We start from the raw sequence: 16,766 nt of genomic DNA on the forward strand, positions 1-16,766 counted from the left end.
CTTCGTGACGCGCGGCGGCAAGGACAACGACAGGACCGATCCGGATCGCAAGTGTATTGTGACCGGAGAAAGCCAGCCAAAGGCGGGGCTGATCCGCTTTGTTGCGGGCCCAGATGGCCAGGTGGTGCCGGATTTGCTGGGCAAGCTGCCGGGCCGCGGGTTCTATGTGGTGTCGGCCCGGTCGGCGCTGGACAAGGCGGTTGCGAAGAATCTGTTCTCGCGCGCAGCGCGTATGCCGTTGGTCGCTCCGCCTGATCTGGTCGCGGTGGTCGAAGCTGGTCTTGTGCGCCGGGTGGTCGATCTGATCGCCATGGCCCGCAAGGCGGGCGAGGCGGTCGCAGGGATGGAAAAGGTCAAGGACTGGTTGGTGAAAGACCAGGCCGAGGTGCTGATCCAGGCATTTGACGGATCGGAACGCGAACGCGGACGCCTGCGTCCGCCGAACGGTCCGGGCAGCTTGATCAGCTGCCTGAGCGCACAGGAATTGGGTTTGGCTTTCGGCCGCGAACGTGCGATACACGGCGCGCTTGCGGCTGGCGGACTCGAAAGACGTGTTGTAGAGGAAGCGGCAAGGCTTGCAGGGCTGCGCGATTTGGCGCAGGGCAAGCAGATCGGCGGCAGGACCGCCGGGAAGGATACGAAGACGGCATGAGCGATACTGACGGCAAGAAACCCCTCGGCCTGGGTGGCGGTCCGCGTGGACCCGGCCAGGTGAAGCAGAGCTTCAGTCATGGCCGGACAAAGGCCGTGGCCGTGGAGGTCAAGCGCAAGCGCGTTGTGGTGCCGCAAAAGCCGGGTGCTGCCGGTGGTGCGGGCGGCGGCTCGCAGCCGCTTGGCGACCCTTCGCGCCGTCCGGCCGGCATCTCGGACGCCGAGATGGAACGCCGTCTGGCCGCATTGCGCGCAGCCAAAGCCCGCGAGGCCGAGGAAATCGCGCAACGCGCCGCGGACGAGAAAGCCCGCGACGAGGAGCGTCAGCGCAAGCGTGACGAGCTTGAGGCCCGTGAACGCGAAGAGCGTGAACTGGCCGAAGCTGCCCGCCGCAAGGTCGAAGAAGAAGAGCGCCTCAAGGCCGAGGAAGACGCCAAGGTCAAGCGCGAGGCGGAGATCGCCCGTCGTGCGGCCAATGCGCCGGCCAAGGTGGCGGCCGCCAATGCCGCAACCACGGTTGCGCAGCCTGGCCCGCCCCCCGAAGAGCGCAGCACCCGTACCGGCCCAAGCCCCCGCAAGACTGATCGTGAGCGTGAGCGTGAAGATCGCGAACGCGCTGCGCGGGCGAAAGGTGGCGACGACAGCCGCCGCGCTGGCAAGCTGACGCTGAACGCTGCCCTCGAAGGCGAGGGTGGTCGCACTCGCAGTCTGGCCGCGATGAAGCGCAAGCAGGAAAAAGCACGCCAGAAAGCCATGGGCTTTGGCCAGAAGGCCGAAAAGCAGGTGCGCGACGTGCAACTGCCCGAAACCATCGTTGTTCAGGAACTGGCAAACCGGATGGCAGAACGTGCCGCCGATGTCGTCAAGGCCCTGATGAAGATGGGCATGATGGTCAATATGAATCAACCCATCGACGCCGATACGGCCGAGCTGGTGATCGAGGAATTCGGCCACCGTGCGGTGCGCGTGTCGGATGCCGACGTCGAGCAGGTGATCGACACCGTTCAGGACAAGGACGAAGATCTGCGTCCGCGTCCGCCGGTCGTGACCATCATGGGCCACGTCGATCATGGCAAGACCTCTTTGCTGGACGCGATTCGCAAGGCCAACGTCGTTTCCGGCGAGGCAGGCGGGATCACGCAGCACATCGGCGCCTATCAGGTCACAACGCCCAATGGCTCTTTGGTGTCGTTCCTTGACACCCCTGGTCACGCGGCCTTTACCTCGATGCGTGCCCGTGGTGCCCAGGTGACGGACATCGTGATCCTGGTGGTCGCTGCCGACGATTCGGTCATGCCTCAGACCATCGAGGCGATCAATCATGCCAAGGCCGCCAAGGTGCCGATGATCGTCGCCATCAACAAATGCGACAAGCCGGCTGCCGACGCCCAGAAGGTGCGGACGGAGCTGTTGCAGCACGAGGTTGTCGTTGAGGCGATGTCCGGTGATGTGCAGGATGTCGAAGTCTCGGCGCTGACCGGAAAAGGCCTGGACAGTCTGCTCGAAGCCATCGCGCTTCAGGCGGAAATCCTGGAGCTCAAGTCCAACCCGAATCGCTCGGCCATGGGGGCCGTGATCGAGGCGAAGCTGGACGTTGGCCGGGGCCCGGTTGCGACCGTTCTGGTCCAGAACGGCACGCTGCGGAAAGGTGACATCTTCGTTGTCGGGGAAAAGTGGGGCAAGGTCCGCGCACTGATCAACGACAAGGGCGAGACGATCACCGAAGCCGGTCCCTCGGTTCCGGTGGAGGTTCTTGGTCTGAACGGCACACCCGAGGCGGGCGACGTGCTGAACGTGGTCGAAACCGAAGCCCAGGCGCGTGAGATCGCGGATTACCGTGAACAGGCCGCCAAGGACAAACGGGCCGCCGCCGGGGCCGCCACCACGCTGGAACAGCTGATGGCCAAGGCCAAGGCGGATGCCGATGTGTCTGAACTGCCGGTCATCGTGAAAGCCGACGTGCAGGGTTCGGCCGAAGCTATCGTCCAGGCGCTGGAAAAGGTCGGCAACGACGAGGTGCGCGTTCGCGTTCTGCACTACGGCGTCGGTGCGATCACCGATTCGGACGTGGGTCTGGCAGAGGCATCGGGGGCGCCGGTCATCGGCTTCAACGTTCGTGCCAATGCGACGGCCCGCAACTCGGCCCAGCAGAAGGGTGTCGAGATCCGGTATTACTCGATCATCTATGACCTGATCGACGACATCAAGAAGGCCGCGTCCGGCCTGCTCAAGGACGAAGTGCGCGAGAACTTCATCGGCTATGCGAAGATCCTTGAAGTGTTCAAGATCACCGGCGCGGGTAACGTCGCGGGTTGTCTTGTCACCGAAGGTGTGGCGCGCCGTTCGGCGGGCGTCCGTCTGCTGCGTGACAACGTGGTGATCCACGAGGGCACGTTGAAGACGCTCAAGCGCTTCAAGGACGAGGTCAAGGAAGTCCAGTCCGGCCAGGAATGCGGCATGGCCTTTGAACGCTATGAGGATATTCGTGCCGGCGACGTGATCGAGATCTTCGAGCGCGAAACGGTCGAACGCAACCTCGCCTGAGACGGTTGACAGACAGGCAAAAGCCCCGGACCCGCTGGTCCGGGGCTTTTGCCTGTGACGCCGCGTCACCCGCAAACACATGCTGAAATTGCGATGGATCAATGCGATGTTGCGCGGGGCGACCTACCCTCTGTTCAGACCCCTGACATGGAGAGTGGAATGCCTATTACAGGATTGCCTACCGGCCCTGGTGATGACCTTGTCATTGTGACTCCGGGCGATCAGCAAGCGGTGAACGGTCAAACTGGTACGGATACCCTGCGCGTGGACTACCGCGGGCTCTCGTCGAACATCGACTACCGCTATGTCAGCAACGGATGGTACACCTTCACCGACGACTTCATCAGTCGCGTGGATCATATCGGTTTTGAACGCTACGAACTTTGGTTCGGCGCCGGAGATGACGTGCTGCAAGGCGGTGCCCTTGCAGACAGTCTGTCGGGCGGCGCTGGAAATGACCGCATCACCAGTGGCCTGGGGACCGACACGATCGACGGTGGTGCCGGGCTCGACCGTTGGATCGCGGACTATGGTAGCCTGAACTCGGATGTTCGGGTCGTGCTTCAGGCCAGTGCCTGGAGCACTGTCGCAGGCACGGGCGCCCAGGTCCGCAGCATCGAAGAGGTCGCGCTGACCACCGGCTCGGGCAATGATCGCGTGGATGTGCGGAATGTGACGGGCAATCACACATTCAACGCCGGGGCCGGGAACGACATCTTTCAGGTTGCGTCCGGTTGGTCCAGTTTCAATGCTGGCGTGGGGAATGATCGGCTTGTTGCGAACTTTTCCGCAGCGACCAGTCGCGTTACCCAAGTTTACACCTCAAATGGCTGGAACCGTCTGTCGGATGCCGAGGGAACCCGTGGTGTCGACTACTTTGGCGTCGAACAGTTCTGGCTGACAGGCGGCAGTGCAGGCGATTCGTTGATCGGCGGCGCCGACAATGACAAGCTCGTCGGCCGTGGAGGGAACGATTGGCTGAACGGCGGCGGCGGACAAGATACCATTGATGGAGGCGCCGGGGTCGATACCTGGCAAGCCAACTTTGATGACCGCACCGCGGAGGTGAAGATCAATCTGAACAAGCAATCCGCCAATCTTGCCAAGATCAAGGGGATCGAGGCGATTCATCTCCATTCCGGCAAGGGCAATGATGTGATCACTGCACATGCCGGGGCCTATAACGACAGCATCTTTGGCAATGACGGGAATGATGTTATTTCGACCGGGCGCGGCAAGGATACCGTGAACGGCGGCGCGGGCACCGACACGCTGATCATGGACTGGAGCGCGGTCGAGGATCCCACAGCCCATATCACCCATAGGTATACCGCGAACGGCTGGTACCGCTATTCCGACAAGAGCGGCAACCGCACAGATTACTACGGGGTCGAACGGTTCAACCTGACGGGCGGCGCCGGGAATGACTGGCTTGGCGGTGGTGCGGAACTGGATACGCTGCGCGGTGGCGCGGGGGACGACACCTTGTCCAGTGGCGAAGGCCGCGCGACCATAGACGGCGGGCTTGGCAACGACATGTGGGAGGCCAACCTGTCCAAGGCCAACTATGCGGTCGTGCTGGATGCGCTGGCCAGCCAGACGGCCGCGCAAATGACCGGCCGCAGCTTTGACATCCGCAATATCGAACGGGTCAGCCTGACGCTTGGCGCAGGGAATGACCGGATCAGTACTGCGGGCTATGATCTGGATGATTGGGTCAGCGGTGGCGCCGGGGATGATACGTTCAACCTGGGGACCGGCCACGACACGGTGAACGGGGGCGAAGGCGATGATCTGCTGATCATCGACTACAAGGATCAGACCGAGTCGGTCTCCAGCCGCTATACAAGCAATGGCTGGAATCGCTACGCCGTTGGTGAGGATCGGCATTCGGTCGACTATATTGCCATTGAGCGCTTTGATGTCACGGGTGGAAGCGGCGATGACAGCCTGAGCGGTGGCGCTTTTCACGATACCCTGCGTGGTGGGGCAGGGGATGACACGCTGAACAGTGCGCAAGGCATTGCCGTGATTGATGGCGGCACAGGCAATGATCGTTGGGAGGCGGACCTGTCGGCAGAAACCCGGTCGCTGGTCTTTGATGCGGCCGCCAGCCAGACCAGCGCGCAAATGACCCGGCAGGGGTATTCCATCCGCAACATCGAGGCCGTGAATGTTACGCTGGGGATCGGGGATGACCGCTTCAGCACTGCGGGATATGCACTGGACGATACTGTGAACGGCGGTGACGGCGATGACCAGATTGCAACGGGGCTCGGGTTCGATGTAGTGAACGGGGGCGGCGGGATCGACCTTTTGATCCTGGATTACTCGACGCTGCGCACGGGAATTTCCAGCGCGTATACCAGCAATGGCTGGAACCGCTATGGCGATGATGGCGGCACGACAGCGGTGGACTATCTCGGGATCGAGCGGTTCAACGTGACGGGCGGCAGCGCGTCGGACCACCTGATCGGTGGAGCGTTGAACGATACGCTGATCGGTGGCGCTGGCCATGATACACTTGACGGTGGTACAGGTGGTGCCGACCGGATCGTCGGTGGTGCCGGAGTTGACACCTGGATCTTCAACCTGGGGCAATCAAACCAGTCGCATCATCTGAGCCTGAACGCCGGTGGTGATGGCACATTGTCGAACAACGGAACGAGCCTGTCTGGAATCGAGAATGTGCGCCTGACCACCGGCGCGGGGGATGACCGCATCGACCTGGGCGCCATGACGGGCAACCATGTCCTTGCGACCGGCGCCGGGAATGACTGGATCAACCTTGGGCGGGGCATGAAGCATTCGGTCAATGGTGGCGCAGGAAACGACGTGTTGGTGGCCGATGCCTCGATGGCGGATGGCGGCGTCAAGACTGTCTATGTCAGCAACGGCTGGTACAGCCTGCGCAGTGTGACCGGCGCCTTCAACCTGGAGTATTTGGGCATTGAGGCGTTCGATCTGACAGGATCGTCTCGGGCCGATAATCTTGTCGGGCACGGTGGCAATGACACGTTGCGCGGTGGGGCTGGCAACGACATCCTCGGCGGCGGCGCTGGCAATGACGTGCTCTACGGGGGGGCGGGGGCGGATCAGTTCCTGTTCAATCCACGTGATGCCGGGGTTGATCTGATTGCAGATGTCGAATCGGGCGACATGTTGCGGTTTAGCGCTGCGAACATCTCAAGCCTGACCGCCGGGGATGGATCGGCGCTTGGTCAATGGGAGGCGCAGATCCAGACGGTGGGTGGCGTGACGTCGATCTTGCTGGGCCTGGATGGAACCGCGGGGTACGATTTCCGTGTCGATCTGACTGGCGCCTTTGGGGCGCATGATTTCCAGATCGCCAACTCGGCCTTGACCGGCGCGGACCTTGTCCTGCTCTAGGGATGGCAGATGGCGGGGGCGTTGGCCCCCGTCACGTCAGAATTGCACGTCCACACCCGGCAGGTTCAGCGCGCGCATCAGGTCGCGCAGTTCCTGCCGGGCGGCGACGTTCGAAATGTTGAGGTTGTCCACCCCCACATCCTTCAGATCCAGCAGCGTCAGACCGCGCGGAAACAGCTCGCGGAAGATCACCCGCTCGGAAAAGCCTGGCACAACCCGAAAGCCGATGCGGCGGGACAGTTCTTCCAGGGCCTTGCCGACCTTCTTCTTGTTGTGCATCTGCTGCGCGCCAAGGCGGTTGCGCAGCACGATCCAGTCGATCGGCTTCAACCCGGCCTGCGCGCGCAGTTGCCGCGCCTGCCATACCATCTCGGAGTAGATTGACGGACCCTTGATCTTGTTCGTCTCGGGGTCGATGCGGGCAAGAAGATCAAAGTCGATGAAGCTGTCGTTCATCGGTGTGATCAGTGTATCCGCCAACGAATGGGCCAACTGGCTGAGCCGGGTATGGCTGCCGGGACAGTCGATGATGATGAAGTCGCTTGTGGCGTCCAAAGCGGCCACAGCGGCAGAAAGCCGGTGGTCATAGGCATTCTCACCAGGTTGAAGCGCGGCGCCTTCAACATCCGGCAGGTCGCGCATGTCCGGGATGGGCAAGGTCAGCCCGGACTTTTCGGCAAAGGCGGCGCGATTTTCCACATAGCGCCCAAAGGTGCGTTGCCGCAGATCCAGATCCAGTGCGCCAACACGAAAGCCAGATCGCGCCAATGCCGTTGCCACGTGCATACAGGTGGTGGACTTGCCTGATCCGCCCTTTTCATTGCCCACGACGATGATATACGCCATGCCATCCCCCGGAAATCGTTCATAGTCTCATAGGCGCGCACGCGGCCGGAGGAAAGCGGAACCTGTGATTTTCGGGTCTCGGCCCGCACGAAGGCACAAAAAGGCGGTGCCCGGTGGGCGCTGATGTCGTGCATCAGGCGATTAGTGCCGGCGCCAGGTTCAATTTGGGCTTTTCATCATTCGATCCCTGAGTATAGTCGATGCCATGACACGGGACCAACATATCACCATCGCTCGCGGGGCCAATGCCCTGCACGGCCCCCGTGGTCTGCTTCTCCTTACCCTCCTCTGAGCGTGCCCCAGGGCGCGACCGCTCAGAGGTGGACAGCGCCCGGCCCCAAGGACAAGCAGAGAAGCAAGGACAGTTCCAATGACCGATACCGCACCGCAACCCCGTGTGCTGATTTTTGACACCACATTGCGCGATGGCGAGCAGTCTCCCGGCGCGACGATGACCCATGACGAAAAGCTGGAAATCGCCAGCCTGCTGGACGAGATGGGCGTCGATGTCATCGAGGCAGGGTTTCCCATCGCCTCGGAAGGTGACTTTCAGGCCGTTTCAGAGATCGCCCGCAATTCCCGCAATTCGACCATCTGCGGCCTGTCCCGCGCCAATGTGAAGGACATCGACCGCTGCTGGGAGGCTGTGCGCAATGCGAAATCCCCGCGCATTCACACCTTTATCGGCACCTCGCCGCTGCATCGGGCCATTCCGAACCTGTCCATGGACCAGATGGCGGAACTGATCCATGAAACCGTGACCCATGCCCGCAATCTGTGTGACAATGTGCAATGGTCGGCGATGGATGCGACTCGAACCGAATATGACTATCTGTGCCGCGTGGTCGAAATCGCCATCAAGGCCGGGGCGACCACGATCAACATCCCCGATACGGTCGGCTACACCTATCCGTTTGAATCCGCCAATCTGATCCGCATGTTGCTGGAGCGGGTGCCCGGCGCGGACAGCGTGATCTTTTCGACCCATTGCCACAACGATCTGGGCATGGCGACGGCGAACTCTCTGGCGGCGGTCGAGGCCGGGGCGCGGCAGATCGAATGCACGATCAACGGTCTGGGCGAGCGCGCAGGGAATGCCGCGCTGGAGGAAGTGGTAATGGCGATGCGCGTGCGCAACGACATCCTGCCCTATGAAACCGGGATCGACACCACCAAGATCATGCATCTGAGCCGCCGCGTGTCCACCGTGTCGGGCTTTGTGGTGCAGCCGAACAAGGCTATCGTGGGCAAGAATGCCTTCTTGCACGAATCCGGGATCCATCAGGATGGCGTCCTGAAGAACGTCGAAACCTTCGAGATCATGAAGCCCGAGCATATCGGCCTGACGGCAAAGAACATTGCCATGGGCAAGCATTCGGGCCGCGCCGCGCTGCGGGCCAAGCTGAAAGAGCTGGGCTTTGATCTGGGGCAGAACCAGTTGAACGATGTGTTCGTGCGGTTCAAGGCGCTGGCTGACCGCAAGAAGGAAGTCTACGACGAGGATCTGATCGCGTTGGCGGCGGATCAGGCGGCCAACGCCGAAAACGACACGCTGCAACTGAAGCGGCTGCGGGTGATTTCCGGGACCGAAGGTCCGCAGGAGGCCGAAATGACGCTGGTGATCGACGGCGAGGAAAAGGGGATCGACGCGACAGGCGATGGCCCGGTCGATGCGGCGTTCAACTGCGTCAAGATGCTGTTCCCGCACAAGGCGCGGCTGCAACTGTATCAGGTCCATGCCGTGACCGAAGGCACCGACGCCCAGGCAACTGTATCTGTGCGGTTGGAGGAAGATGGTCGCATCGTAACCGGGCAGGCGGCGGATACCGATACAATCGTTGCCAGCGTGAAGGCCTATATCAACGCGCTGAACCGGCTGGTCGTGCGCCGCGCCAAGACGGCACCGGGCGATGATGTGAAAACCATCAAGTACCATAGCTGAAACGGCGTGGCGGGGCCCGCCCCGCCACCACCCAGGACAGGCGGCCCACCTTTCGGTGGGCCGTTCTTATATCCGGGCCAGTCGGACGAAGTGGTCCGGCTCGACCTCGACCAGTTCCGACGGATCGGGCTTCTTCGTCAGATCCGGCGACTCGAGGCCCGTATCGGCAAAGCGCCAGCCCGCCGGCGGATCGGGTTGTTCCCCATCGGTGGGCTTGCGGCTGCGGCCCAGGATCACATCGGGATCCGGGATTGTCGCAATCAAGCGGCGGCAATAGGGGTGAATCGGGTTGGTGAAGATGGACTGCCACGGCCCGGTTTCAACGATCTCGCCAAAGAACATCACGGCGACGCGGTCGCTCATATGTTCGACAACGCTGAGGTCGTGGCTGATCATCAGATAGGACAGGCCGAATTGGTCCTGCAAATCCAGCAGAAGGTTGATGATCTGCGCCCGGATCGAAACGTCCAGCGCCGAGACGGGTTCGTCCAGCACCACGATTTCCGGTCCCAGAATCAGCGCGCGGGCAATGCCGATACGTTGGCGCTGGCCGCCCGAGAACTCATGCGGAAAGCGCCGCCCCTGTTCAGCAGACAAGCCAACGCTTTTCAGCATCGTTGCGATCCGATCCTCGACCTCGGATTTCGCGGTGACACCATGCAACCGCAAAGGCGCGGCCAGTGACGCCCAGACCGTCTGCCGCGGGTTGAGCGAGGCATAGGGATCCTGAAAGACGATCTGCGCGGCTCGTGCCCTGTCCATCCGGCCAGGCGCCTCTGGTCCCGAAAACGGTTGGCCCCGAAACCGGATGCTGCCCGATGTCGGTTCTTGCAAGCCCATGACGGCCAGGGCGGTTGTCGATTTGCCGCACCCCGATTCGCCCACCAGAGACAGGCATTCGCCCTTGTTCAGGTGCAGCGACAGCCCGTTGACCGCGTGAAGCGTTTTGCGCCCCGTACCCAGCAGACCACCGCCCGTGACGGGAAAATGCACATGCAGATCGTCGATTTCCAGAATGGGTGCGGTCATTGGGCCACCTCTGGTCTTGGCGCAATAAAGCGGGTCTGCGTCAGGATCGACCTGTCAGGAATGATGCTGTCGATATCGACGAGGCGCGACCGGCCATGCTGGAATCGGCTGCCAAGGCGTGGCAAGGCCCCGAGCAGTCCCTTGGTGTAGGTGTGCTGCGGGTTCAGAAACAGCTCGCGCGTTTCATTCTCTTCGACCAGACAACCGGAATACATCACGCCGACGCGCTGGCACATTTCCGCGATCACGCCCAGATCATGCGATATCAGCAGGACGGCTGTGCCGCGCTCGGCGCACAGCTCGCGGATCAGGCGCAACACTTCGGCCTGTACGGTCACATCCAGCGCAGTCGTGGGTTCGTCGGCGATCAGCAGGTCAGGGTTGCACGCCAATGCCATGGCGATCATCACCCGTTGCCGCAAGCCACCCGACATCTGGTGCGGATAGTTGGTCGCGCGCCTGTCCGGGTTCGGGACGCGCACGCTGGCCAGCGCGTCGATGGCAAGTTTTGCCGCCTCTGCCCAGCTTTTCCCCTGATGGAGCACGTACATTTCGGCAATCTGCCGGCCGACGGTTGCCAGGGGGTTCAGTGCCGTCATCGGCTCCTGAAAGATCATGGCGATACGGTCGCCGCGCAGTTTGCGCATCTCGCGGCGGCTCAGTTTCAGAAGGTCGCGGCCTTGAAACAGGATCTGGCCTTCGGTCACTTTGAGCGGCTTCTTCAGCAGCCCCATCGTGGCCAACGAGGTCACAGATTTGCCAGAGCCGGATTCGCCGACCAGCCCGTAGGCTTCTCCGGGCATGATCTGGAACGAGACGTCCTTGAGGATCGGAAAGGATGACCGCCCCTGAGGAACCGCCAGCGACAGATTGCGGATATCGAGAAGCGGGGCCGTCATAGCTTGCGCGTCCTCATATGGGGGTCGAGGACATCGCGCAGCCCGTCGCCCAACAGGTTGAAGCCCAGCACCGACAGAAAGATCGCCAGGCCGGGGAAGATCGCGGCCCAAGGTGCTAGGCGGATCATCTCACGCGCGTCGGTCAGCATGGATCCCCATGACGGGAAGGGGGGTTGAATGCCCAAGCCCAGGAATGACAACGCCGCCTCGGACAAGACCGCGCCGCCCATGCCCAGGGTCGCCATCACAAGGATCGGCCCCATCATGTTGGGCAGGATCTGGGTGAACATGATGCGCAGGTCGGAATAGCCCAGGGTCTGCGCCGCCTGCACATAGCCTTGCGATTTCAGCGACAGGGTAGAGGACCGCGCGATCCGGCAGGTCCAGCTCCAGTTTGTCAGGCCAAGCGCGATCAGCAGCGACACGAGGCCCGGCCCAAGCACCGCCATGACCGCCAGAGCAAAGATCAGTGACGGGATGGCCAGCATCACGTTGGTCAGTCCGTTCACCAGATCGTCCCACCAGCCGCCCCAGTAACCGGCAGTCATGCCCAGAACGACGCCGATCACCGTGTTGATCAACTGCGAGACGATGCCCACCGTCAGCGAGATCTGTGCGCCATACAGGATACGGCTGTAAACATCGCGCCCCTGCGCATCGGTGCCGAACCAGAACTCACGCCCCGGCGGCACCTCGGCGTTCATCAGGTTTGCATCCAGCACCGGATGATAGGGCGCAATCCACTGTGCAAGCAATCCGCCCAGAATGACCAGCAGCGTCAGGAATCCGCCGAGATAGATATTGAAACCCAGCTTCATCGCCCGTTACCCCTGCTTGATGCGCGGGTCGATTGCCGCATAAATCAAATCCACCGCTGTATTGATCACAAGAAACCACAGCACGATCACCAGGATCGTTCCCTGGACCACCGGAATGTCGCTGATCGCAACGCTGTCGACCAGCAGCGAGCCTATGCCGGGCCAGGCAAACAGTTTTTCGATCACGACCGCCTGCCCGATCAGCGAGCCGAATTGCAGACCGACAGTCGTGACAATCAGCACCAGCGCATTGCGCGACACATGCCAGCGCACCACCTGCGTCTCACTCATCCCTTTGGAATGAGCGGTGCGGATGAAATCGGCATTCATCACATCCAGAACGCCCGCCCGCGTGGTTCGCGCAAGCAGGGCAAGCGGTGTGACGCCAAGCGCCATGGCCGGCAAAATCAGGTTGCGGAAGGATCCGTCGCCATAGCCGAAACTGGGCAGCCAGTTCAGTTGCAGGGCAAACAGCATCATCATCAGCAGGCCCAGCCAGAACTGCGGCAACGACAGGCCCGAGACCGCGCCGATCATTGTCACCGTATCCAGCACCGATCCGGGCCGCATGGCCGCCATGAACCCCAGCGGCACGCCGATCACGATGGCAAAGACCATGGCCGCGATTGCCAGTTCCAGGCTGGCCCAGATGCGCTCGTTGATCATGTCGATCACCGGCAACCGGGTGCGGAAACTTGTCCCAAGGTCGAACCGCATCAGATCCCAGATATAGGTCAGGAATCGTTCGTGCAGTGGTTTGTTCAGGCCGAACTGTTCGTTCAGCTGGGCGACCAGGCGTGGGTCGGCATTTGTCTTGCCGTCCGAGAACAGACTGGCGGCGAAACTGCCGGGAACCACGCTGAAGATCACAAAGATCAGCAGCGCGACGACCACGACGGTCGGGATGATCTGGAGGATCCGGCGAACGGTAAAACGAAACATACGGTCTTTCCGGTTGCAGCCGCATGGAATGTGCGGTCCCCGAGGGGCCGCACATCCGCGAGACGTGGCTGCGGGCGTTCACCCGCAGCCAGGGGGATCAGTTGCGCGACGCGGGGGCCGTGTCGTCAATCCACACTTCGTCATAGGGCTGCAACGCCAGTTCTGTTGCGTTGGGCACCAGCCCATGCACCCAGGGCTGATAGGCCATGACCGCCTTGTTGTAGTTGAAGAACCAGACCGGCGCCTCTTCCTGGATGAAGTTGTTGGCCTGTTTCAGCAACTCGTTCTGCTTGGCCGGATCACGCTCGGCACGGGCCGCTTCGTAGATCTTGTCATATTCCGGGTTGGAATAGCCGGTGTAGTTGCAGGCCGATTGCGGTGTCTGCGACCAGAAGCAGCGCATCACGGTCAACGGGTTCGGCCCGGTCAGGTTCGACCAGATATAGGCCTGGAAGTTGCCCGAAGACACGGTCTCGCCAAGTGCGGCCGATTCCACCGGACGGGGACGCACGGTGATGCCGACCTGATTCAGCATCGGCAGGATGGCTTCGACGATCGGCACGCCCCAGCTTTCGTTCGGAGTCGCGGTCACTTCGAATTCAAAGCCGTTCTCGTAGCCGGCTTCCTTGAGCAGGGCCTTGGCCTTTTCCGGGTCGTAGGGGTAGGGCTGGGCGCTTTCGTCAAAGGCGGGCGAGCCGACGGGCAGCCAACCCACCGCACGCACGGCCTTGTTGCGGACCAGGCGCTGGATGATCAGATCCGAGTTGATCGCATAGTTGATCGCCTGGCGGACGCGCTTGTCCTTGAACGCCTCGACCTGCGTCTGGCTGAAGCCGATGTTGCGGGTAAAGGTCTCGGCAACTTCGAGGATGTGGTCCTTCAACGCGGGGTCGGCCTGATATTCGGAATACTGCACCGGACCCAGGATCGAGACGTCGATTTCCTTGTTGCGGAAGGCCACGTCACGCGCCGAACCTTCGGCCATGACGATGATGTTCACGCGGTCAAGGTAGGGTTTGCCGTCCTCGTAGTACTTGTCGAACTTTTCGACGACGATTTGCGAACCGGGGACATGTTCCTTGAACACGAAAGCGCCCAGGCCGACGGGTTTGATGGCCTGCTGGGCAACATCCACGTTCGACGGATAGATCGCGGTGGTCGCTTCCATCAGGTTGTAACCGGGGTTACCAGCCGCGGCGAGGGTGATTTCCAGCGTGTGGTCATCTACCTTTTTCAGGCCCTCGATTTCCGTGGCCGCGCCCGAGGCATATTCCGAGACGCCCTTGATCACATTCAGGTAGCTGGCGCCGGGCAGCGCGTTCGAGCCCGAGGCGATACGCTTGTAGCTGAAGATGATGTCATCTGCGGTGAACGGCTTGTCGTTGTGAAAGACCGCGTTCTTTTTCAGGTTGTAGGTATAGGTCAGGCCATCTTCCGACACATCGACCGACTCTGCGAGTTCAAGAACGGGAACGTTCTGGATGGAATCCCAGGAATACAGGCTGCGATGGATCGCATAGGTCAGGAAGTGTTCCTGAATGTTCGGGCTGGCATGAATGTCCAGCGTCGAGAAGCTGGAACCATAGGGCGCAGTGAAGTTCAGTGTACCGCCGTGGCGCGGATCGCTCGCCAATGCGGCGCCCGCTACACCAAGGCTCAGCAAAGCTGCGAGTGAAAGGCGTTTCATCATACCCGTTTCTCCCTTTGGGTTCGGCGCCGTCTTTCTTTGAGACGGTGCCCTGTGATTATTGTCGATCAGGCATTGGGGCGGCAAGCCGCCCCGATGCGATGTCATCGCGCGTCGTGGACCACCCGACCGGCCAGCAGCGTCAGCACGCATCGCGTGCCGGACTTGACCGTATCCAGCGGCGCCTCCAGCAGGTCATTGTCGAACACGGCGATATCGGCCCACTGACCAGGTACCAACCGGCCCTTGACCGTTTCGGCATTCTGCGAATAGGCGCCAAACTCGGTATAGGCTTGCAGGGCCTCTTCGCGGGTCAGACGCTCGTTCTCGTCCATCACAGTGCCCCGCCATGTCTGGCGTGTCACCATCGAATGAAAGGTCGGATAAGGATTGGGCGAACAGACCGGCGAATCCGACCCGGTGGACGGGTTCATGCCCATCCGCATCCAGGTGGCGATAGGATAGGAGGACAGGGCACGTTCCTCCTCCATCACCGAGATGTAGCTGTCGCCGAAGTCATGGATGAACGCCTGCTGGCCTGCGGGATAGATCCCTGCGGCCTTCATGCGGGCGTTGTGATCGGGCGCCAGAAAGCCGCAATGTTCGATCCGGTGGCGCCGGTCATGTACAGGGGTCTTGGCCTGCGCCTTTTCATAGGCGGTGATGATCTGCTCGATCGCAGAATCACCGATGGCGTGGCAGGCCATCTGATAGCCGCGATCATGGAAATCCTGAACCAGTGCCTCGACCTGATCCGATGGCAGCATTTGCACGCCCAGGTTCTGCGGCTCGTCCCGGTAGGGCTTGCTGACCCATGCGGTGCGCCCACCGGCAGAGCCGTCGAGGAACAGCTTGACCCCGCCGACGCGCAGCATGTCGTCGCCCGCGCCGGTCACAAGGCCCATGGCATGGCAGTCGTCCACGATGGACTTGCCCGGATCGCCCAACAGCGTCAGCCAGACGCGCACGGGCAGGCGGCCGGTCAGCTTGGCCAGTTCATACGCGCGGATCTCGGTCACGCCGCTGATCTGGCCGACCGCCGCGTCCATGCAACTGGTGATCCCGAGCGCCAGCAGATGCTTGCCGCCCGCCTCGATCGCGTCGATCAGCCGATCCTCTGTCACCGCAGGAATGGCGCGGCGCACCAGGCCGATGGCGTTTTCGGCCAGCAGGCCGTTCAGACGGTTCCCGGTCATTCCGATGACACTGCCATCGGGTACCGGGGTTGCCTCGGTCACGCCGCCCAATTCCAGCGCCCTGGAGTTGGCGATGGCGATATGCCCGCAGGCCCGCGTCACCAGCACCGGATGATCGGGGGCCGCCGCGTCCAGATCGTCGCGGGTCGGGTGGATGCCGGTGTTCAGCTTGACCTGATCATAGCCGCGGGCCAGAACCCAGTCGCCCTTGGGAGTTTCGGCGGCCCGCGCTGCGATGGCGGCCTTCATGGCGGCCAGCGTCGGCACGGCATCGGGTGTGACATTGACCATGCCCATTACAAGGCCTGTGCCGATCAGATGCAGGTGATTGTCGTTCAGGCCGGGGCAGGCGAAACGCCCTTGCAGGTCGATCACCTGCGTTTCCGCGCCCTTGAGCGACAGGATCTCGTCATCGCTGCCACTGGCGATGACCTTGCCTTGCCAGATGGCAAGGGCCTGACAGATCCCGTCCGCGCGGCCGCGCCAGATGCGGCCATTCAGCAGAATGCAGTCAGCTTCAATCTTGATGGACAAGAAGGTTCTCCCGAAGACGTTTATGATGAGTCCGACTGCGGATGTGCAGCCATATGGCCAACGAGGCTGGTTTCGGTTCCCGACAACCGACCGATCCGTCGGCACTGCTGCGGGGCCCTGCGCGGTGCGCCAAACCTGCCATACCTTCGGCACAAGATCGAAACCGTTCGAACCTGACCATCCCTTCCCGTCCGTTGGACCCGAAAACCTGTGTACGGTTTTCTGTTGTTATGTTCACAGCGTGGCGAGCGAAATGGGCGATGGCCAATTCGGTTTTGACACGGCATC

General features: G+C 61.8%; 11 protein-coding genes. 4 read left to right on the top strand and 7 right to left on the bottom strand.

Going from position 1 to position 16,766, the window contains the following annotated elements:
- The first annotated feature begins 4 nt into the window (after positions 1-4).
- The 3 genes from BW970_RS15005 to BW970_RS15015 all read left to right on the top strand — a co-directional run bounded on the left by BW970_RS15005 (position 5) and on the right by BW970_RS15015 (position 6,585).
- Positions 5-652, top strand: coding sequence for an RNA-binding protein (locus BW970_RS15005; protein ID WP_076532842.1), 648 nt, complete (start codon positions 5-7; stop codon positions 650-652).
- Positions 649-3,195, top strand: a complete 2,547-nt coding sequence (infB, locus tag BW970_RS15010) for a translation initiation factor IF-2 (RefSeq protein ID WP_076532843.1) — start codon at positions 649-651, stop codon at positions 3,193-3,195. The genes BW970_RS15005 and infB overlap by 4 nt, the downstream gene beginning before the upstream one ends.
- 159 nt (positions 3,196-3,354) lie before the next feature.
- Complete coding sequence (locus BW970_RS15015; RefSeq protein WP_159441449.1) at positions 3,355-6,585, top strand: calcium-binding protein; 3,231 nt, start codon at positions 3,355-3,357, stop codon at positions 6,583-6,585.
- A gap of 36 nt (positions 6,586-6,621) precedes the next feature.
- On the opposite strand, the gene BW970_RS15020 is transcribed toward BW970_RS15015, so the two are convergent.
- Entirely contained in the window at positions 6,622-7,431 is an 810-nt protein-coding gene (locus tag BW970_RS15020) for a division plane positioning ATPase MipZ (protein WP_076532847.1), read from the bottom strand.
- Positions 7,432-7,801: 370 nt separating this feature from the next.
- Here BW970_RS15020 and BW970_RS15025 point away from each other — a divergent pair, with 370 nt between their 5' ends.
- On the top strand, positions 7,802-9,373 hold the full coding sequence (locus tag BW970_RS15025) for a 2-isopropylmalate synthase (RefSeq protein ID WP_076532849.1): 1,572 nt from the start codon (positions 7,802-7,804) through the stop codon (positions 9,371-9,373).
- 66 nt (positions 9,374-9,439) lie between these two features.
- Here the strand turns inward: BW970_RS15025 and BW970_RS15030 are convergent, their stop codons facing one another.
- The 6 genes from BW970_RS15030 to BW970_RS15055 all read right to left on the bottom strand — a co-directional run bounded on the left by BW970_RS15030 (position 9,440) and on the right by BW970_RS15055 (position 16,478).
- Positions 9,440-10,402, bottom strand: a complete 963-nt coding sequence (locus tag BW970_RS15030) for an ABC transporter ATP-binding protein (protein ID WP_076532851.1) — start codon at positions 10,400-10,402, stop codon at positions 9,440-9,442.
- Entirely contained in the window at positions 10,399-11,301 is a 903-nt protein-coding gene (locus BW970_RS15035; RefSeq protein ID WP_076532853.1) for an ABC transporter ATP-binding protein, read from the bottom strand. Before BW970_RS15035 ends, BW970_RS15030 begins: the two co-directional genes overlap by 4 nt.
- The gene (locus BW970_RS15040) at positions 11,298-12,119 is read right to left on the bottom strand and encodes an ABC transporter permease (protein ID WP_076532855.1); all 822 of its coding nucleotides are present in this window, start codon (positions 12,117-12,119) and stop codon (positions 11,298-11,300) included. Before BW970_RS15040 ends, BW970_RS15035 begins: the two co-directional genes overlap by 4 nt.
- Positions 12,120-12,125: 6 nt before the next feature.
- Positions 12,126-13,061: an ABC transporter permease gene (locus tag BW970_RS15045; RefSeq protein WP_076532857.1), complete on the bottom strand. Its 936-nt coding sequence runs from the start codon at positions 13,059-13,061 to the stop codon at positions 12,126-12,128.
- 97 nt (positions 13,062-13,158) lie between these two features.
- A complete protein-coding gene (locus tag BW970_RS15050) occupies positions 13,159-14,751 on the bottom strand; it encodes an ABC transporter substrate-binding protein (RefSeq protein ID WP_076532859.1) in 1,593 nt (530 codons plus the stop codon).
- A 101-nt stretch (positions 14,752-14,852) separates the two neighbouring features.
- Entirely contained in the window at positions 14,853-16,478 is a 1,626-nt protein-coding gene (locus BW970_RS15055; RefSeq protein WP_076532860.1) for an amidohydrolase, read from the bottom strand.
- Between the last annotated feature and the right edge of the window lie 288 nt (positions 16,479-16,766).

This window comes from Gemmobacter megaterium, assembly GCF_900156815.1.
Lineage (GTDB): Bacteria > Pseudomonadota > Alphaproteobacteria > Rhodobacterales > Rhodobacteraceae > Wagnerdoeblera > Wagnerdoeblera megaterium.

Excerpts from the sequence above, each read along its gene's own strand:
- infB (WP_076532843.1), top strand. The coding sequence starts at position 649 with ATGAGCGATACTGACGGCAAGAAACCCCTCGGCCTGGGTGGCGGTCCG.
- BW970_RS15015 (WP_159441449.1), top strand. The coding sequence starts at position 3,355 with ATGCCTATTACAGGATTGCCTACCGGCCCTGGTGATGACCTTGTCATT.
- BW970_RS15020 (WP_076532847.1), bottom strand. The coding sequence starts at position 7,431 with ATGGCGTATATCATCGTCGTGGGCAATGAAAAGGGCGGATCAGGCAAG.
- BW970_RS15025 (WP_076532849.1), top strand. The coding sequence starts at position 7,802 with ATGACCGATACCGCACCGCAACCCCGTGTGCTGATTTTTGACACCACA.
- BW970_RS15030 (WP_076532851.1), bottom strand. The coding sequence starts at position 10,402 with ATGACCGCACCCATTCTGGAAATCGACGATCTGCATGTGCATTTTCCC.
- BW970_RS15035 (WP_076532853.1), bottom strand. The coding sequence starts at position 11,301 with ATGACGGCCCCGCTTCTCGATATCCGCAATCTGTCGCTGGCGGTTCCT.
- BW970_RS15040 (WP_076532855.1), bottom strand. The coding sequence starts at position 12,119 with ATGAAGCTGGGTTTCAATATCTATCTCGGCGGATTCCTGACGCTGCTG.
- BW970_RS15045 (WP_076532857.1), bottom strand. The coding sequence starts at position 13,061 with ATGTTTCGTTTTACCGTTCGCCGGATCCTCCAGATCATCCCGACCGTC.
- BW970_RS15050 (WP_076532859.1), bottom strand. The coding sequence starts at position 14,751 with ATGATGAAACGCCTTTCACTCGCAGCTTTGCTGAGCCTTGGTGTAGCG.